Here is a 20329-nt window from a genome sequence, read left to right on the forward strand (position 1 = left end):
TTTGTAAATTTCATTAGTCGATGAGATTAGTCAGTGGAGTAGGCAAAAACAGCATTATTCACTCAAGTTTCCGCCATTGGTTTCAATCACTTGCTTATACCAATGGAAACTTTTCTTGCGCCGCCGCTCCAATGAACCGGTTCCTTGCTCATTCTGGTCAACATAGATATAACCGTAGCGTTTGGTCATCTCACCTTTTGAAGCACTGACCAAATCAATCGCTCCCCAACTGGTATATCCCATAATCTCAACCCCATCCTCGATCGCTTGCCTGACCTGAATAAGATGATCATTGAGATATTGAATACGGTAGTCATCCTGAATACTGCCATCCGCTTCCAGCTTATCTTTGGCCCCCAGCCCATTCTCAACGATAAATAACGGTTTTTGGTAACGATCCCACAATAAATTCAATAGAATGCGCAACCCGACAGGATCTATCTGCCAACCCCACTCGGAACTGGGCAAATGAGGGTTGGTTATCATACGCAGGATATTGCCCTGTTGTTTTTGATATTCGGACTCATCCGCCGTTGTGCAGCCACTCATGTAATAGCTGAACGAAATAAAGTCGACGGTATTTTTCAAATCCTGTCTATCTTGTTCCGTGATCGCGAGATTAATGCCATTTTCGCGAAAATAACGCAGCATGTAACCCGGATAGCTGCCCCGACATTGAACATCCCCAAAAAACAGCCATTTTTGATTCTGTTGCAGCGTCGCCAATACATCTTCTGGTTTACACGTGAGTGGGTACACCAATCCCCCCAATAGCATGTTCCCAATTTGGGCATCTGGAATGATTTCCCTGCACATTTTGACCACACGGGCACTGGCAACTAATTGATGGTGAATGGCCTGATAGATGTCAGATTTGCTGCTGTTTCTTGCCAATCCAACGCCCGTCATCGGTTCATGCAATGACATATTGATTTCATTGAATGTCAGCCATAATTTCACTTTTTTCTGATAACGGGTAAATACCGTCCGTGCGTACTGTTCAAAAAACGCAATTAATTTACGGTTACCCCAGCCACCATATTTTTTAACCATTGCCCAAGGCATTTCATAATGGGATAAAGTGATCACAGGCTGAATGCCGTACTTCGCCATTTCATCGAATAGTCTGTCATAAAATGCCAATCCGGCTTCATTAGGCTGTGCTTCATCCCCTTGTGGAAAGATCCGGCTCCATGCAATGGAAGTGCGCAGGCATTTAAAGCCCATTTCAGCGAACAGAGCAATATCTTCAGGGTAACGGTGATAAAAATCGATAGCGATATCTTTGAGATAAGGTGTTTTGTCCGAAAGGTCACGTTCGATAATGGGGCCTATGATACCTTGAGGCATAACATCTGATGTTGATACCCCTTTTCCATCCGTCAAATAAGCACCTTCAACCTGATTGGCAGCAACTGCGCCTCCCCACAGGAAATGCGTTGGGAACTGTTTCATTCAAATTTCCTCTTATCTCTTATAAGAATATAAGTACTTAACAAAAAATAATTAGTTTCGCTCTGCCTCTCGCCCTATTTCTGATGCAGGTACATTTGTGGTAACTGGAATAGTTACCGTTGGAGCCGTAATAGATGGCGTCGTAATACTGGAGGCAGTAGTAGGTGGTGTAGTAATGGTTGGGCCAGCTTTCGCGGAGATAGCCGTAGCCGGCAAACCAAATTTCCAAGTCAAGACCGTAGATACAACAAACGCCAATAACGCGCCAATCATCGCTCCCCATACCGTATTGTCCAGACCTGATGGCGGGATCATTTGGGTGATGGTTAAGATATTGACTAACCCCATTGAATAAACAGCACTTTGATAATATCCAACGATAGCGCCGCCGATAGCTCCGGCTATGCAACCAAAAACAAACGGGCGTCGGTAAGGTAAAGTCACGCTATAAACAGCCGGCTCCGTAATGCCAAACAAGCCAGATATGACAGTAGAGCCAGATAGCATTTTCAACTTTGCCTCACGGGTACGCAGGAATACCCCGAATGCCGCACCGGTTTGCCCGAGCACGGCAGGCAGCAATAAAGGAACTAACGTATCATGCCCTATGACCGTCAAGTTATTGACGGCAACGGGTACCAAGCTCCAATGCAGGCCAAAAATGACACAAATTTGCCAAATGGCCCCCATGACCGCTCCAGCCAAAACAGGAGCAAACGCATAAATGGCTTGATATCCATCGGCCAATAGCTGACTTAGCCATACGGCAACCGGCCCAATGACAATAAATACCAGCGGAACCATCAATATCAGGCAAATCAGGGGGGTCGTGAAATTTTTGATTGCAGCAGGGGAATACGCGTTTAATTTTTTCTCCAACTTACAACTGAACCAAGCAGCAATAATAATTGGGATTACCGAAGAGCTGTAGTTCAGGAAAGTGATGGGGATCCCCATGAAATGCTCGCTGACAGCACCCACGGCAGTTGAGGTTTCAAAGGCAGAGATGATTATGGGATGAACCAGCGCCCCGCCGATTCCCATCGTAATAAAAGGATTGCCGCCAAATTTTTTACCGGCCGTATAGCCCAGCAATAGAGGGAAAAAGTAGAACAGCGAATCGCTCGCGGCATACAGAATGCGATAAGTTCCGCTCTCAACGGATATCCAATTAAATACAATGGCAACTGAAAGAAAGCCTTTCAAAATACCCGATGCCGCCATGATGCCGAGAAATGGCGTGAAAATTCCCGAAACCACGTCAATGAAACGATTAAAGAAGTTCTCTTTTTTTTCCTCTTTCTCTCCGGCCTCTGCTGTGGGTGCCGACGCATCAGAAAGGCGTAAAACGTGTTGAATGGCCTGATAAACCTCTCCAACATTGTTACCGATGACGACCTGAAATTGCCCTCCGCTTTCAACGACTGTGATAACACCCGTGTTAGCTTTAATTTTATCTATATCGGCCAATGCCCGGTCTTTGAGTTTAAAGCGTAACCGAGTAGCGCAATGGATAAGACTAACGATATTTTCTTTGCCACCAACATCAATAATGATTTCCTGAGCCAAGCTCTGGTATTTCATGCCACTTTCCTCGTTTTATGCACTGCACATATTCCAGTCGCAAGAGGTTTTATCTCTGATAGCATCTATATGGTGTCTGTCTTTAACGCATTTATATCTATTGTCTTTCAATTGCCGCTTTGTTGGCTACGCTCCAGGGAGTCGATAAAAGGCCCTTCCTCTCACTGAAAATCAGCCTGTGACTGGGCAAATTTGATTCCGATTAATTTGCCATTTTCTTGCCGCCACACTGCATCTTGAAATCCATTGGATATATATTAAAAACTATAGATGAAAAAAAATCCGACACGCCTTCTCTATGTCATAAAGAAGATCGATATCAGATTTTTTCCCTACTGAGATTAAATCCCGGCAGTCATAAGCGATAAAAAGTAATCATGAGTTCCCTCAAAATGACACTTTCAATTTGCGCTTCCAATTTACATTTTATACCCTATTAACTCCAAGTTTCAGGAAGCAGCATATCATCATCCCGCGTCGCGGGATGATGATACATGCACCTTGAAGTACGACGCGTATAAATTTACTTCTTATCTATTTTCATTCCAGCATCCCGCCACCCCGAAAACCCTTTTTTAAATCGGCGGGCCTGAATTCCTTTAGCCCTAAGCAATTCAAGGGCATTGGCGGAAAGCACACAATAAGGGCCGCGGCAATAAGCGATTAGATCCTCACGGGAAGGCAATTCACTCAGCCGGTTTTCCAGTTCATCGATGGGAATATTGATGGCATTGGGCAAGTGGCCTTGTTCGAATTCCTCTTTTGGCCTGACATCCAGTAACGTCATGCTCTGTTCTTTGATCCTGTCCAACAACTCTTCCCATGAAATCCCTTCCTGACTGTCCGTATCATCGATCAGCCTGCGCATTTCTGTGCGGTTAAATTCAGCATATTTCTGGAGTGCAGAGATAATTTCTTGTACAGGCCCTTCACCCCGGCGGTAAAACACATGTTTTCCTGATTTGCGGGATTGAAGCAAACCCACTCGTTTGAGGAGCTGGAGATGTTGGGAAGTATTGGCAATGGACAGGCCAGAAAGTTCCGACAGGTTTTCCACGGATTGCTCAGAATTAACCAAGCACTCAAACAAAGTTAGGCGATGAGGATTTCCCAGCACTTTGGCAATTTCCGCGACTTCATCAAGAAATTGTTTATCAAACATTGACATCATACTTCCAACACTATTACATTCAATAAAATTATTGAACATGATAATATCAAAATCTGTCAGGCATTGCGAGCACCAGTTTGCAGCCTAATTAGATGTATACGCAATTAACTTCAAATTGCAGGAAGCAACTTATGTTCTCCCCGCGTCGCGGGGAGAACATAAATGCATCTTGAAGTACGACGGGTATAGATATCAGTAATTGACTATTTTATTGGTTAACTATTTCATCAACCAATGATTGTAACTAGTCAAAATTCGGAGGGTAGCAACAAATGAATGAAGGATTGGAGTTGATTGTTCGTTCCGTGCTCATTGGGGTTGGGGCGACAGTTGTAATGGATCTCTGGGCTGTTTTCATCAAACGCTTTTTCGGTATTCCTTCGTTGAACTATAGCATGGTGGGACGCTGGATTGGGCATATGCCAAAAGGCCAGTTTACTCATCAAAGCATTATGCAGGCTGAACCAGTGAAAGGGGAAACTGGCATCGGTTGGCTTGCCCATTATCTGATAGGCATCATTTTTGCTGGTGTTCTATTACTTATCTGTGGATTGGACTGGGCGAAAAACCCGACGTTTCTTCCGGCAATAATTGTAGGGATCATTTCTGTCGTAGCACCTTTTTTCATTATGCAACCCAGTTTTGGAATGGGTGTCGCTGCATCCAAAACTCCCGCTCCCAATACAGCGAGACTGAGAAGTTTAATGGCACATACTTCTTATGGTGTCGGCCTTTATTTAGCCACGTTGCTTTTTAGTCATGTGCTGTAACTTGCTCGTATAGACAAAATAGAAATCGTTAAAAAGGTTGTAAGCACCCAAAGTTGATAATAATAGCGCTGCATTGATAAACAGCGCTATTAATTATTCCCCATGATGAATTTCATTTATAATTACGCCAATTAAATTACATTCTTAATCCACTCTTATTTATTCTTATCATTAACGATCATCCACATCATTTATTTCTTATTTTCAGTATTACAATAATACTTAAATTAATATAAAAATTCCTCAACCAACAAAAATTGGAACAAAAAATCAATATACTAATCAATAAATTATGACAACCACCTGAATTATTCTCAATATAACAATTATTATTCATTCAATATCGTTATTAGATATAAATCATGGTTATAAAAATGTTGAAATTACGTAATCATAGAAATACTATCCAATGAAATCTGGCATATCAGAAAATTAACAATTAAAAAAACCTATCCATCGTATTTCAAGTTGCATCTTTGTCGGCTGCATTCAGGGATATATTTCCTTGCTTCTTCCTAGACGCAACTCGAAATCCATAGGGTATAGAAAGTTAGCGTGTCATTTATTCTAAAACTACACATATCCTTTATATCTAACCAATCATTCTAGCTATATTTTCGGACCTGTTTGATTTTGATCCTCAAAAATCATCGCAAACAATTACACACAACACCACACAGAGAAATCGCTATTTCTCAGTTACATGTAGGAGATAATGTATGCAACATTTTCTCAAGGCATTACAAGGATCTGGATTACAAGTTTCTGTTTCTCCTGAGTTATCTGAACTAGAAAATAAAAATGCAGACACAGAAACGTCTCAACTGATACAGCAGATCCATGGAATGCTTAGGAATGTATTACCCTTAAATACGCCACCCCCAATAACATTACAAACCGAAGAGGCTGAAACAGCAGATTTTCCATTAACTGATATTCAATATGCTTATTTAATTGGCCGTAATCCCGGTTTAGAGCTGGGAGGATTGACCAGTTGCTTATATACCGAATGGAATATGAATTCAGTGAATATCAAGGCACTGAATGATGCCCTGAATAAGGTAATTGAATATCATCCTATGTTACGGGCGACGCTATCTCCCGGCGGTCAGCAACACATTTTGCCGATGCCATTCATCTATGACATCCCTATTCTGGATGGCAGAGCGTGGTCAGCATCAGAAAAAGAAGAAAAACTGTCCATAATCCGGCAGGAAATGGAAAGTCAATTACTGCCCATCGATAAAGCCCCGACATTCGATATACGGGCGACGATGCTCGATGATGGCTTAACTCGCCTGCATCTCTATTTCGATTTAATGTTTGTGGATATGCATAGTGTCCACGTGATCATGCGTGATTGGTGGCGGGTGTACCAAGGCCATGAATTGCGGATGTTACCGGCGGGTACGGATTTTCGCAGTTATGTCAAATCAGAGCGTTACTTACAGGGGCAATTGCAAGGGCTGCAAGACAAAGCCTATTGGGAACAGCAATTCGATAATCTTCCCCCATCGCCAGAATTGCCATTGAAAAATGTTCCTGAGCTGATCTCCCGGCCTTCATTCAAACGCTACAGCCGAAAAATCGCCGCTGAGACGTTACTGTCCCTCAAGAAAAAAGCAGAGTTACGTAAGCTGACACTGGAATCTGTTTTACTGGGACTGTATGCAGAGGTTCTGCGCCAATGGTCGAAACGCCAGACTTTTACTCTGACAATGACCCAATTTGGCCGACGCACCTATTTTGAAGATATTGAGAACATTGCCGGCAACTTCCTGCAACCGATGTTGCTGGGAATACAAGGCACCGACAACGAAAGCCTGAATGAGCGTTTAGTCCAGATCCAAACCGACCTGATGACGAGTCGCTGGCACTCTTCCTACAACGGCATTCAGGTTCTGCGAGAGCTGACCCGCCGCAATCACGGCAATCGGGCAACTGCGGCTCCCGTGGTATTCAGCAACACGCTGACTGCACATTTAGAAGATGTTGTCACCGGCATGGGCTGGACGGCAGCGACTCAAGTTTATAGCAGTAACCAAACGCCGCAAGTCTGGCTGGAAAACCAAATTGTGCGTGCGGATGGCCTTGTCCAAATTAACTGGAACACAGTAAGCGAACTCTTCCCCGATGGCCTGGTTGAATCCATGCTTGATGCCTATATGACACTGATCAAAACCTGTGCAGAAGAGGATTCAGCGTGGGATCAGACGGCGTCATTAGTCCAACTGCCTGAGTCAGATTTGACAGAGCGGGTTCAGGCTAACGCAACAAACATTCATTTTGAACTTAAGCTCCTGCATGAAATGGTCTTGCAGGCAGCAGCCAAATTCCCTGACTCCATTGCGCTTATACAGGGAGACAACCAGATAACCTACTCTGAAATGGTGGGTAAAGCCAATACCATCGCGCAGCAAATCCGCGCCGCCGTCCAGATTAATCCCAATGATATTATTGCGGTTTCCCTGCCACAAAGCCCTGACTTGGTTATCGGGCTATTGGGCGCGCTCATGTCAGGTGCAGCCTACGTGGCAATTGATCCACAACTGCCTGCCGAACGCCGCATGAGCCTGCTTAGCCGTTGCGCCGCAAAATGCATTATTACCACCAGCACCCAATTTAAGCACGATGAGTTTTCCCATTTATTCCGGCTCAATCTGGATAAATGCTCCACACCAGATGTCATGGATACAGGGGCGATAGATTCCATACAAGGATTGGATGATCTGGCCTATGTCATCTTCACCTCCGGCTCAACCGGGGAGCCAAAAGGTGTTATGGCCTCTCATCGCAATGCGGCAAATACGGTGTTTGATATAAACCATAAGTTCCACGTCACAGAGAAAGATACCGTACTGTCTGTGGCACCGGCAGGATTTGATTTGTCCGTTTATGACTATTTCGGCTTATTGGGTGCAGGCGGAAAAGTGGTTTTCTCCATGCCAGAAACCGCCAATGACCCCAAAATCTGGCTGAAAACCCTTATAAAACATCAAATTACTATCTGGGACAGTGTTCCTGCGCCTGTAAAAGTGTTAGTGGACAGAAATGGCCCGGCACTGGCTGAAAGCCAATTAAGGCTGATCCTCATGAGCGGAGACTGGATACCGGTCGATCTTCCCGAACGCATTCGAGAAATGTTACCGCATGCAGAAATAATCAGCCTCGGGGGAGCCACTGAAGGTTCAATCTGGTCGATACATTATCCGATAGAGAAAATTAACAAGAACTGGAAAAGCATTCCTTACGGCAAGCCGTTGGCAAACCAGACTTTCCATGTTCTGAACAACTGGCTTCTCCCCTGCCCCAAATGGGTCACCGGGGAACTCTATATCGGTGGGGTTGGTGTAACTCAGGGTTATCTGGGCGATGCCGAGAAAACGGCCCTGCGCTTTATTACTCATCCCGTGACCGGTGAACGGCTGTATAGAACAGGCGATCTGGGACGTTATATCTCGGATGGATTGATAGAAATTCTGGGGCGCGAAGATAATCAGGTGAAAATCAATGGCTACCGCATTGAACTGGGTGAAATTGAAGCCTGTCTCCTGACCCATGAGAATGCCAGCCATGTTGTCATTGACGCCCCCGTTCATGCCAAAACCGGTCAGCGGCACATTGTCTCCTATGTTGTCCCTGCGGCGGCAGAAACTTTACAAGACCCCAGTCATTTTCAGGATCAATTGCGCGAGATGGCCCGAAAAACGCTGCCTTCCTACATGGTGCCCAGTTATTACATCTTGCTGCCTCACATGCCATTGACCAGCAACGGCAAGATTGACCGCAAAGCACTGCCCACGCCTTGGTCTGACAGCGAAGAGCACGCCGAGGCTGCTGTTGCGCCAGCCAACGAAATAGAAGCGAAGATCCTGAAACTCTGGCAAGCACAGCTTCAGCATGATGATTTTGATGTCACCGATGGCTTTTTCGATATTGGCGGTGATTCATTGCATGCCGTTGGCTTACTCAGCGCACTGCGACAGGAGTTTAAGATCACGTCCGTCGGTGAACAGGACATCATCGAAGGGCTGTTCATGAATTCCAATATTCAGTCTTTCTCTCGCATCATCGAGACAATCGTTCAATCTCAAACGGTGGATGCATTATGACCCGCGAATATACGGCGACCAAAATATACGACTCCTACGATTACATTATCGTGGGGGGTGGTTCAGCGGGATGTGTGGCAGCATCGCGCTTGTCTGAAAATAGCTTAATGTCCGTCTTGCTGATTGAAGCAGGCCACGATTCAGATGTCCATGATCTATCCAGCCCGCTCAGGGATGCATCAAGGTTGGTTCTGGAAGGATATAACTGGGATTACGCAGCGAATGTACGCAATGAGGAGCGATTCACCGATCTTATTCCTTCGGCTTCATCGCGGGAAGGCAATCAAGCCCCCCGCAAACATAAAGAGCGCAAGCCATTCAATTATCGGGTAGGAAAAGTGCTCGGTGGCTCTTCCGCCGTGAATGGGGCCATCGCCCTGAGGGGATTTCCGAGTGATTTTGCTTCGTGGGTAAAAATGGGCTGTCCCAATTGGTCTTGGGAACAGGTTCTGCCTTGGTTCAAGCATCTGGAAAATGATGTCGATTTTATTGATGACGACAGGCATGGCTCACAAGGGCCAATGTGCCTGCGTAGACCACCGGGTGGAGAGATCCACCCTCTGGATATGGCTTTTGCCCGCGCCTGTGAACAATCCGGCGTGCCTTATGCCGAAGATCTGAATAGCGGGGAAGATCCCGCCGTCGGCCCAGTACCGGCGAATGTCATCAATGGGGCAGAACGAGTTGACGTTTATCGCTCGTACCTTGAACCCGTCCTCAGCCGGGAAAATCTGCACATCATGACAGATGCGCTGGCGGCGCAAATCATTTTTGATGGCACACAGGCCACTGGCGTCAAAGTCATTCAGGCAGGCAAGGAACACATTTATCGGGCGAAACACATTGTTCTTTGTGCCGGAGCCATTGGCTCAGCCGCATTATTGCAGAGATCAGGCGTGGGCGATTCCACGCATTTGAATGCATTGGACATTCCTGTCGTGGCGGATGTCCCCGCCGTTGGCCGAAATTTAACTGACCATGCATCCGTGGTGTTGTGGGCGTTGCCCAAAGCGGGTGTTTGTACAACAGGATTGCCGTGGCGCCAAATAGCAGCGCGCATCAGTAGCGGCTATGACGAAAAAGTCGATGTTCAGATTGGCTTGCTGAACAATGTTGCCAGCGACACCGTACCGGGATTCAGGGATCGCGTTGCTTATCCCATGTTGGTTGGCGCCTCTGTGATGCTGATGCGCCCACAAGCACTGGGACGCGTATTTATCAGTAGTACCGATCCCACCGTATTGCCCGAAATTGATCTGCCCCTGACCCGCAATTCGGCTGATATTTCTCGGCTTGTGGGCGGTGTACGCAAAATTTGGGAGGTTTTGCGGCACCCGGAAGTCGATGCTTTCTTGGATGGCATTCAGTTCTGGTCTCACTCCATGATTTATAACGATGAAATCATGAACAGCGCGATTAAAAACCTCGTCAATCCGGGTTGGCACGCTTCCGGGACGCTGAGAATGGGAGCAGACGGCGATCCAGACTGCGCGACTCAGGAAGATGGGCAAGTACGCGGTATCACAGGCGTCACCGTTGCCGATGCCTCCCTGTTCCCGGTGATCCCCTCCATGCCCACGAACCTGACGACCATCATGACCGCCGAACGCATTGTCAGCTTCTTGATTGAACAAGAAACCTCCCACGGGCGGAGGGCGAATGAACATTAACTGTAACCGGATCATTTATGCCTTCCCCCATGCGGGAGCGACAACAACGAGTTATCGCCCTTGGTTGAATAACCTGATGTCAACCAAAGAGGCTCTCTTGCAGCCCATCGCCCTGCCCGGCAGAGGCCATCTGGCTAAAGAGCCAGAAATTCATGATCTCAATTTATTGGTAGAGCGGCTGGCAACGGATATTTGGCAGGATTTCCAGCAGCGGCAGGCTCAAGGGATCACAGAATGGGTAACCTTTGGCCACAGCTTTGGCGGTGTACTGAGCATCGCCGTGGGTCATGCATTGGTGAAAAACTATGGCATCTCTCCCCAGTTTGGCGTGGTGTCCTGCTCTGTTCCTCCCCATCTTCAAAAAGAGGATGAGCGGCACCAATGGAGTGATGAGCAATTGATTCAGAAAACCAAAGAAGACAGAGGCACTCCCGACGCCATTTTGAACGAACCTGCGCTGATAAAGCCATTCATCAAGCAATTGCGCAGTGATTATTTGATACGCAGCCAATTTCCCCGGCTTGGCAATCTGCAAGTGGATTATCCACTGGTGTTGATTTCTGCCACCGATGACATTCATGTCTCTTCGTCAGACATGGAAGCCTGGAAGCATCACACCTCCCGCAATACTTCACTCATTCGTATTGAAGGGGGTCATTTCGCTGTATATCAACACTGGGATGCCATCAAGCAAACACTGCTGACACAGAATCTGGAGTAACTATGCGTATTGAGACTGAGAATTTGGACAACTATCGGAAATCCTGCCGTGAGTTTCTTAAGCGTGAAATTGTGCCTGATCATCAGGCATGGGAAGAGAACGGACTGATGGAGCGATCTTTCTGGGAAAAATTAGGAAAGTCAGGCTTATTGGGCATCAGCGTCAGCCCTGAATTTGGCGGGCAAGGGAAACATGACTATCGATTCGCCGTGATCCTGACTGAAGAACTCATCAAAGCCGGTGTCACCGTACCGGGGATCGTCGCCCACAATGATGTTGTTGCCAGTTACATTTTTGCCCTCGGCACTGGAGAACAAAAAAAGAGATGGCTGCCGGAATTATGTCTCGGCAAGCGGGTCGCAGCCATTGCCATGACGGAGCCGGGCGGAGGCTCCAACACTGCAGATATTAAAACCGTGGCCGAGCGACAAGGCGATTATTATGTGGTCAATGGCAGCAAAGCCTATATCACCAATGGCTTCAATGCAGATTTGATCGTCGTGGCAGTCAAGACGGATGAAGGACAGCAAGGCCAAGGCATCAGCCTGCTGGTTATCGAACGGGATATGCCCGGTTTTTCCAGAGGAGAGCCGCTGAAAAAAATTGGCTGGAATGGCAGCGACACCGCCGAACTCGTTTTCCATGACTGCAAAGTACCCGTCACCAATTTGCTCGGCCGTGAGAACCTCGGTAACTATTATTTTATGTCTGCCATGCCCCGTGAACGGCTCAGTATCTCAACCGTGGCGGTTGCCAGCGCAGAGAATATTTTGCAACACACTCTGGAATATGTGAAAGAAAGAAAAGCCTTCAATCAGTCCATAGGCTCTTTCCAGTACAACCGTTTTATCCTCGCGCAATTGGATACCGAAGTGAAAATTGCCCGAATCTACCTTGATAACGCCATTGCTCTCTTCAACCAAGGTCTTTTCAGTTTGGTGGATGCCGCACGCATTAAATTGTGGACCACTGAACTGCAAATGAAAGTAGCAGATCGCTGCCTGCAATTACATGGGGGAATGGGATATATGCGTGATTCCATTGCCGGCAAAAATTGGCTGAACAGCCGCGCTCAAACCATTTACGGCGGAACCAGCGAGGTGCTGCAAGAAATTATCAGTAAATCCATGGGGCTTTAGGAATTAATCCGATGCACAAGTGCAGAGATATCTCGCCAAGTGGTTATGGATAAGTCTGACGCCCCCCACATTTAAACCGAGATTCTATTTGGGAGGATTGTTGGCCATGAATGAGAAGAACCGCAAATCATGTCTCATCCAATCTGTGGATGTCCATCAATGGAACTCCATTGTTTACCATTGGGCAAATGCTGAGAACTGGAACTTAAGCGCAGGCGATACGGCTCGTTTCTTTAATGTTGAGCCGAATGGTTTTTTTATTGTCTACCGCGGTGATCAGCCTATCTCATCAATGTCGATGGTGAATTATTCGGATAGTTATGCGTTTGCCGGCAATTTCATCATTGCACCGGAATTCCGTAACAACGTTTGCGGGGCAAAAGTCTGGGATCCAACCATTGCCTATGCAGAACACCGAACAATTGGTTGTGACGGCAATTGGGACAGAACCCGGCTCTATGAAAAAAGAGGGTTTGTCATTCATCACCGCAATGTCCGGCTTTCCGGAGACATCACACGGAAAATTATCCCACCGGCAGGCGCCGTTCCAATTACGCCAGCCAATATTGACGAAGTTATTCAATATGACGCCGAGTGTGTCGGCGTCCATCGGGATGCATTACTTGCCGACTGGTTTTGGGGAAAAGAGCGTTATGGATTTTGCACCTATTCCCAGACGGGAATTTCCGGCGTTATCGGCATCAGGAGATCCCACGACGGCTATCGGATAGGGCCTTTTCACGCCGATAACTCTGACGTGCTCGAAATACTCGCCCTGAGCGCACTGGCACTGGTTCCCATCGGTAAAAGTGTCTCAGTCGATATCCCTGAAACCGATAGCAACGATTTTCTCCTGCTGGCTCACGAGCACGGGCTGCGGAAGCTCTTCCACACATACCGAATGTACAAGGGCAATATCGTACCGAAAGGACGGCAGGATAAAGTCAAGGCCATTGCTTCTTTGGAATTGGGCTGATGGATACCCCGGAGTCACCATGATTCGGGCGAATACATCATTGACATCATTAATGTATTGAAATGAGAGGTTATGTTATGGCAAATGAAACACCCACCTTATTTGAGTGGATGGGAGGCCGTGAGGTGCTCATGAAACTGATGACCACCTTTTATGCCAAGGTTGAACAAGATGAACTGCTTGCCCCGCTGTTCAAAAATATGAAATCCGATCACCCAGGCCACGTTGCTATGTGGCTGGAAGAAGTACTCGGTGGTGAAGAACGCTATACCAATGAACGTGGCGGATTCAAGGTCATGATAAGCCGTCACCGGGGCAGAAGTATCCAACCGGAACAACGGAAAAGATGGGTCGATTTGTTGATGCTGTCTGCCGATGAAGTCGGCCTGCCATCCGATCCTGAATTTCGTGCGGCATTTGTGGGGTATATCGAATGGGGTTCTCGTCGGGCGGAAGCAAATTCTCAACCTGATGCAGCACCATCACGTCGTGAAACTGTACCTAAATGGGGTTGGGGAGATGCGCCTCCGGGAACCCCTTAATTCACCAAATGCATTCACCCGAATGCCGAGAAAAAATAAGTAAAAGTGAGGTGAGCTCATGCTGTTGGCTATCAGTGACTTGCATGTATCCCATGCCGAAAATCGATTGATTGTTGAATCATTCGAGCCATCCACATCAGATGACTGGCTCCTGCTGGCAGGCGATATTGCCGAACAGGAAGCTGATTTTATATGGGCCATAAGTACACTGTCCCAACGGTTTTCACAAGTTGTCTGGACACCGGGCAATCATGAACTTTGGTGTACGCCCAAAGATTTATTAAAGTTGCCCGGCGTGTTGCGTTATGAACATTTGGTCAACATTTGCCGACAATATAACGTGCTCACCCCTGAAGATGAGTTCCGCAGCTATTGCATGGGCGATGGTACCAGAATCACCATCGCCCCTATTTTCACGCTATACGATTATTCGTTCAGAAATACTTGCGACTATACGGTTGATCAAGCCATCGAACGCGCCCGTCGCTGTGGCGTCATTAGTTCTGATGAGTTTTTCCTTAAAACCTATCCCTATAAGAATATTGTTGATTGGTGTCGGGAACGCCTTCTGTACACCGAGAAGCGTCTTAACGCTATCCCGGATGGTGAGAACATCCTACTGATGAGCCATTTTCCCGTTATCCGAAAACCACTCGAATCATTGCGGAATACCGAATTCTCCATTTGGTGCGGCAGCGAAAAAACGCACCAATGGGCCTCAAGGAAAGGAGTGCGCATGGTGATATACGGCCATCTGCACATCCCCAATCTTGAATATATTCAAAACGTTGCTCATGTAGAAGTCTCCCTTGGGTATCCACGGGAATGGCAAAAATATCGGCGGCATTGTTACCTGAACGAGTTGGATGGATTACTGGACATGTCAGTTGAGTATCGCTGACAACGTGTTGTCGCTAATCAGGCATTTCGATAATAAGAGGTTAATTTACCCATGAAAAATGATGAAATGATTCAACAGACAAAACCACGCATTCTCATTGGAGCAACCGGGTCAGTGGATATCACGCATCTTCCCAGATACCTGCAAACTATCAAAGCCACCATTGACTGTACCTTAACGGTATTGATGACAAACAGCGCCACGAGTTTTCTGCCGGCAGCAACCGTTGCACTCTACGCTGATCGCGTCATCAGTGGTGAGAAGCCGCAAGATTGGCCGACAGACAAACCTTCACGCATTGTTGCCGACCACGATCTCATGGCTGTTTTACCGGCGACGGCCAATACACTTTCAACCGTAGCCCACGGCGGCGCCCCCAATCGCTTGACGACCGTCATTCTGGCCTCTACGTTTCCAGTGCTGTTTTTTCCGGTCATGGGAAGCGTGATGTGGGATAAAAATGCAACTCGACGCAATATCATACAATTGCGCGATGATGGTTATCATGTTATTGAACCGGTATGGCACGAAAATTTTGACGCATCACTGCAACGAATGGTGGGTCATCCTTCCTTGCCGGATACTGAAACCGTTATTTCTTTATTGAAAGAATACCTGCCAACTTAACTTTATACGTTATACGGCAATCAGTTGATTTTGTGGAAGTCAGTTGATTTTGTGGAAGAGTGTTCAGTAATTCTTACCCAATCGTTGCGTTAATCAACAGTTGGGATTTTGACTCTTCCCTCAACAACCCATTGATAAAAACAGAATTATACCCTTCCGTGACGATTTCAAAATAACTCACCTGAAAGAATTTCATTTGAAAAATTGCAGAATAAATGCCTTTTAATATAGCATAAGTTTTATTTTCATCTACTCGGTGTACAGGAGAGTAATTGAAAATAATCATAAAAATCTAATTTTATAACTATAAATCGGTAACTTATGTCACAACATCACACTCGCTCATTAAACAAGCAAGACTATAAAACTCTGTCTTTGGCTGCTTTAGGCGGTGCCCTGGAGTTTTATGACTTTATCATCTTTGTCTTTTTTGCCGTCGTGCTTGGAGGATTATTTTTCCCTGCGGACATCCCAGAATGGCTGAGACAACTGCAAACCTTCGGTATTTTTGCTGCTGGCTACCTAGCCCGTCCTTTAGGCGGGATCATCATGGCGCATTTTGGTGATCTGATTGGACGCAAAAAAATGTTTTCACTCAGTATCTTGCTGATGGCTTTTCCTACACTGTTCATCGGGATGCTGCCTACTTATGAATCCATTGGGATCGCTGCCCCCATACTGCTTTTGCTGATGCGAATTCTGCAAGGTGCAGCCATTGGCGGAGAAGTCCCTGGTGCATGGGTTTTTGTGGCTGAACATGTTCCCAAAAAACGCGTTGGGTTTGCTTGTGGTGTCCTGACCGCAGGGTTGACCATGGGCATTTTATTCGGCTCCCTCGTCGCAACCATCATTACTTCCGTTTATACCAAGCAAGAAGTCCATGATTGGGCTTGGCGCCTGCCCTTTTTCTTAGGCGGAATTTTTGGCCTGTGTGCCATGTATCTGCGCCGTTGGTTGCATGAAACCCCGATTTTCAAAGAGATGCAGGCACGCAAAACATTGTCAGAAGGACTGCCGCTAAAATCCGTGGTTCTTAATCACAAGCGCGCCATCTCTATTTCCATGTTACTCACATGGTTACTTTCTGCCGGGATCATCATCATCATCTTGATGGCTCCAACCTATATGCAAACCGTATTTCACCTAGACCAATCACTGGCGCTAAAAGCCAATAGTCTGGCAATTATTTCTTTGGCGATTGGCTGCATATCGGTCGGGTATTTATGTGATAAATGGGGTGCGGGTATTGTACTGATTGTCGGCTGCATCCTGCTGGGCATCACAACTTGGTTTTTCTACCACAATATCAGTCCCGACCCGATAAAATTATTCAGCGCTTATTCCCTGACCGGCTTGATGGTTGGTGTCATCGGTGCAACACCATTTGTAATGGTTAACAGCTATCCGTCAGAAATACGGTTCAGTGGCATTTCATTTTCATATAATGTGGCCTACGCCATTTTTGGTGGATTGACGCCAATCTTTGTGACCTTGCTGTCCAAATATACCCAACTGGCACCCGCCTACTACATCATTGCCTTATCGGTGGTCGGTGTTTTATTGGGAATTTATTTAAAAAGAAGAAACATTTGAGGAAAAACGGCAGGCTGACGAAAAAAATATCTGAATAGATGAAAAGACAGGATGAGCATCGATACTCATCCTGTCAGAAACAATTAAGCCTGCTTCACTTCACCAATTGGCAAAATAGTGCGACCGTATTGTTCATTAAGAACCTCAGCCATTGCCAGATAGAAAGCACTCGCACCACAAATAACGCCTTCAAAACCAGCAAAGACCAAAATGTCTGCATTTCCTGTCATGTTGCCAATCGCCAACAGGGCGAACAGTAACGTCAGGCTGCCAAAGATAAATTGCAGGACGCGGTTAGCCTTGAACGTACCAAAGAACATAAACAGGGTGAAAACGCCCCACAAACCAAGGTATACACCGAGGAATTCTGGGCTTGTTGCTTCAGCCAGTCCCATCTTTGGCAGGAAAAGCACAGCAATCAGGCTCAACCAAAACATACCGTAAGAGGTAAATGCGGTTGCAGCAAATGTATTTCCTTTTTTGTACTCAAAGATACCGGCCAATACCTGAGCCAAACCACCATAAAAAATACCCATGCTCAAAATAGCTGACGCCAATGGGAAAAAACCTGCGTTGTGCAAATTTAACAAAATGGTTGTCATGCCAAAACCCATCAACCCCAACGGACCTGGGTTCGCTAACTTATTAGAATGCATACTTCCCCTAGAAAAAGACAAATATACCTATCATCTTTCAAATGACAGCATTGCTGGCTATCGCTTGAATCCAACGGGTATAACACAAAATAATTAAAAATATTTCAGGGCCATTTTTACCCCGAGACACCACAAAAGGCGGCGAATCATAATGTGATGGCACCAACTACACAATGCCCCCGGCAAAAAAATTTTATTAAATCTCAATTTTTTTTCTTTGCCCCCCTTGATGATGAGATGAATGCCCCCATCTAAGTCTCAACTACAGTTACTACCGTTATTCAGGCATTAGCTGATACTTAAAGAATGAGGAATTTCTGGCAAACAGTGCCATTGAAAAGAAATTATCTGTCCTCATATAGCTAGTAACTTGACCGAATATATGAATTCTTTGTGGAGGCGTTTAGATGGGTAAAATCATTGGTATCGACTTGGGAACTACCAACTCTTGTGTAGCAATTATGGACGGCACAACCACTCGCGTGCTTGAAAACAGCGAGGGTGACCGTACAACACCTTCTATCATCGCATATACTCAGGATGGTGAAACTCTGGTTGGTCAACCAGCTAAACGTCAGGCTGTTACTAACCCGCAGAATACGCTGTTCGCCATCAAACGTTTGATCGGCCGTCGTTTTCCAGACGAAGAAGTTCAACGTGACGTATCCATCATGCCATACAAAATCCTGGCAGCGGATAACGGCGATGCATGGTTAGAAGTCAAAGGCCAGAAAATGGCGCCACCTCAGGTTTCTGCTGAAGTTCTGAAGAAGATGAAGAAAACAGCTGAAGATTATCTGGGTGAGCCAGTGACTGAAGCCGTAATCACCGTTCCTGCATACTTCAACGATGCGCAACGCCAAGCAACTAAAGATGCTGGCCGTATCGCGGGTCTGGAAGTTAAGCGTATCATCAACGAACCAACCGCAGCGGCTCTGGCGTACGGTCTGGACAAAGAAGTTGGCAACCGTACCATCGCAGTTTATGACTTGGGTGGCGGTACTTTCGATATCTCTATCATCGAAATCGACGAAGTTGACGGCGAAAAAACGTATGAAGTTCTGGCAACCAACGGTGACACCCATCTGGGTGGTGAAGACTTCGACAGCCGCATGATCAACTATCTGGTTGATGAGTTCAAAAAAGAACAAGGCATCGATCTGCGTAACGACCCACTGGCAATGCAGCGTCTGAAAGAAGCGGCAGAAAAAGCGAAAATCGAACTTTCTTCTGCACAACAGACTGACGTGAACCTGCCATACATTACTGCAGATGCGACCGGTCCTAAGCACATGAACGTTAAAGTGACCCGTGCGAAACTGGAATCACTGGTTGAAGATCTGGTTAAACGTTCTATCGAACCACTGAAAGTTGCACTGAATGACGCAGGCCTGTCTGTATCTGACGTTCAGGACGTTATTCTGGTTGGTGGTCAGACTCGTATGCCAATGGTGCAGAAAGCAGTAGCTGACTTCTTCGGCAAAGAGCCACGTAAAGACGTGAACCCAGACGAAGCAGTTGCTATGGGTGCTGCGGTTCAGGGCGGTGTACTGGCAGGTGAAGTGAAAGACGTTCTGCTGCTGGACGTAACGCCACTGTCTCTGGGTATCGAAACCATGGGTGGCGTAATGACATCCCTGATTACCAAGAACACCACTATCCCGACCAAACATAGCCAAGTGTTCTCTACAGCAGAAGACAACCAGTCCGCGGTAACTATCCACGTACTGCAAGGTGAGCGTAAGCGTGCCGGTGATAACAAATCTCTGGGCCAGTTCAACCTTGACGGCATTCAGCCAGCAATGCGCGGTACTCCACAGATCGAAGTTACTTTCGACATCGATGCTGACGGTATCCTACACGTTTCTGCGAAAGACAAAAACTCAGGTCGTGAGCAGAACATCACCATCAAGGCATCTTCTGGTCTGAACGAAGACGAAATCCAACAGATGGTACGCGACGCTGAAGCAAACGCAGAAGCTGACCGTAAGTTTGAAGAGCTGGTTCAAGTTCGTAACCAAGCTGACCAACTGGTTCACGGTACTCGCAAGCAAGTTGAAGAAGCAGGCGACAAACTGACTGCTGACGACAAAGCAGCCATCGAGAAAGCCGTTTCTGAACTGGAAATCGTTGCAAAAGGCGAAGACAAAGCAGAAATCGAAGCGAAGATCCAAGCTCTGGTTGAAGCATCCCAGAAACTTCTGGAAATCGCACAGCAGCAAGCCCAAGCTGGAGCGACTGATGCCGGTGCAAGCAGCGCGAAAAAAGACGATGACGTTGTAGACGCTGAATTCGAAGAAGTTAAAGATAAAAAATAATAGCCCTTAACGGGCAAAGTAACAGGGCGCCTGTTACTTGTTAACTGGCACGGGCGTTGAGGTAACTCTACGCCCGTGCGTGCGTGTTAAGGGT

General features: G+C 46.5%; 14 protein-coding genes and 1 pseudogene. 11 read left to right on the forward strand and 4 right to left on the reverse strand.

Annotated elements, in window-relative coordinates; all coding sequences use genetic code 11:
- Positions 1–54 precede the first annotated feature (54 nt).
- The 3 genes and pseudogenes from BM100_RS09670 to BM100_RS09680 all read right to left on the reverse strand — a co-directional run bounded on the left by BM100_RS09670 (position 55) and on the right by BM100_RS09680 (position 4201).
- Positions 55–1455 carry a glycoside hydrolase family 1 protein gene (locus BM100_RS09670; RefSeq protein WP_092510335.1) on the reverse strand — a complete coding sequence of 467 codons (1401 nt, stop codon included), beginning with the start codon at positions 1453–1455 and terminating at the stop codon, positions 55–57.
- A gap of 135 nt (positions 1456–1590) precedes the next feature.
- Positions 1591–3039, reverse strand: a pseudogene (locus BM100_RS09675) (PTS transporter subunit EIIC); the annotation flags it as partial.
- A gap of 523 nt (positions 3040–3562) precedes the next feature.
- Positions 3563–4201, reverse strand: a complete 639-nt coding sequence (locus tag BM100_RS09680) for an ArsR/SmtB family transcription factor (RefSeq protein ID WP_092510399.1) — start codon at positions 4199–4201, stop codon at positions 3563–3565.
- 281 nt (positions 4202–4482) lie between these two features.
- On the opposite strand from BM100_RS09680, the gene BM100_RS09685 reads away from it, so the two are divergent.
- The 10 genes from BM100_RS09685 to BM100_RS09735 all read left to right on the forward strand — a co-directional run bounded on the left by BM100_RS09685 (position 4483) and on the right by BM100_RS09735 (position 17261).
- Positions 4483–4980: a DUF2938 domain-containing protein gene (locus BM100_RS09685; RefSeq protein WP_092510339.1), complete on the forward strand. Its 498-nt coding sequence runs from the start codon at positions 4483–4485 to the stop codon at positions 4978–4980.
- A gap of 719 nt (positions 4981–5699) precedes the next feature.
- Positions 5700–9092 (forward strand): non-ribosomal peptide synthetase, encoded by a 3393-nt coding sequence (locus BM100_RS09690; protein WP_092510341.1) that lies wholly within the window; start codon positions 5700–5702, stop codon positions 9090–9092.
- Positions 9089–10762 carry a GMC family oxidoreductase gene (locus tag BM100_RS09695; RefSeq protein WP_169924699.1) on the forward strand — a complete coding sequence of 558 codons (1674 nt, stop codon included), beginning with the start codon at positions 9089–9091 and terminating at the stop codon, positions 10760–10762. Before BM100_RS09690 ends, BM100_RS09695 begins: the two co-directional genes overlap by 4 nt.
- Positions 10752–11483, forward strand: a complete 732-nt coding sequence (locus BM100_RS09700) for a thioesterase II family protein (protein ID WP_092510343.1) — start codon at positions 10752–10754, stop codon at positions 11481–11483. The genes BM100_RS09695 and BM100_RS09700 overlap by 11 nt, the downstream gene beginning before the upstream one ends.
- 2 nt (positions 11484–11485) lie before the next feature.
- Positions 11486–12622, forward strand: coding sequence for an acyl-CoA dehydrogenase family protein (locus tag BM100_RS09705; RefSeq protein ID WP_092510345.1), 1137 nt, complete (start codon positions 11486–11488; stop codon positions 12620–12622).
- 106 nt (positions 12623–12728) lie between these two features.
- The gene (locus BM100_RS09710) at positions 12729–13598 is read left to right on the forward strand and encodes a GNAT family N-acetyltransferase (RefSeq protein WP_092510347.1); all 870 of its coding nucleotides are present in this window, start codon (positions 12729–12731) and stop codon (positions 13596–13598) included.
- A gap of 77 nt (positions 13599–13675) precedes the next feature.
- Entirely contained in the window at positions 13676–14140 is a 465-nt protein-coding gene (locus tag BM100_RS09715) for a group II truncated hemoglobin (protein WP_092510349.1), read from the forward strand.
- Between the two features lie 58 nt (positions 14141–14198).
- Positions 14199–15041, forward strand: a complete 843-nt coding sequence (locus BM100_RS09720; protein WP_092510351.1) for a metallophosphoesterase family protein — start codon at positions 14199–14201, stop codon at positions 15039–15041.
- A 51-nt stretch (positions 15042–15092) separates the two neighbouring features.
- Positions 15093–15668, forward strand: a complete 576-nt coding sequence (locus BM100_RS09725) for a flavoprotein (protein WP_092510353.1) — start codon at positions 15093–15095, stop codon at positions 15666–15668.
- A gap of 321 nt (positions 15669–15989) precedes the next feature.
- Positions 15990–17261, forward strand: a complete 1272-nt coding sequence (locus BM100_RS09735; RefSeq protein ID WP_092510357.1) for an MFS transporter — start codon at positions 15990–15992, stop codon at positions 17259–17261.
- A gap of 83 nt (positions 17262–17344) precedes the next feature.
- Here BM100_RS09735 and satP read toward each other — a convergent pair whose 3' ends face one another.
- Positions 17345–17917, reverse strand: coding sequence for an acetate uptake transporter (gene satP, locus BM100_RS09740; protein WP_092510359.1), 573 nt, complete (start codon positions 17915–17917; stop codon positions 17345–17347).
- Between the two features lie 407 nt (positions 17918–18324).
- On the opposite strand from satP, the gene dnaK reads away from it, so the two are divergent.
- Positions 18325–20235: a molecular chaperone DnaK gene (dnaK, locus tag BM100_RS09745; protein ID WP_092510361.1), complete on the forward strand. Its 1911-nt coding sequence runs from the start codon at positions 18325–18327 to the stop codon at positions 20233–20235.
- The last annotated feature ends 94 nt before the right edge of the window (positions 20236–20329 follow it).

It is taken from the genome of Xenorhabdus mauleonii, assembly GCF_900113945.1.
Taxonomy (GTDB): domain Bacteria; phylum Pseudomonadota; class Gammaproteobacteria; order Enterobacterales; family Enterobacteriaceae; genus Xenorhabdus; species Xenorhabdus mauleonii.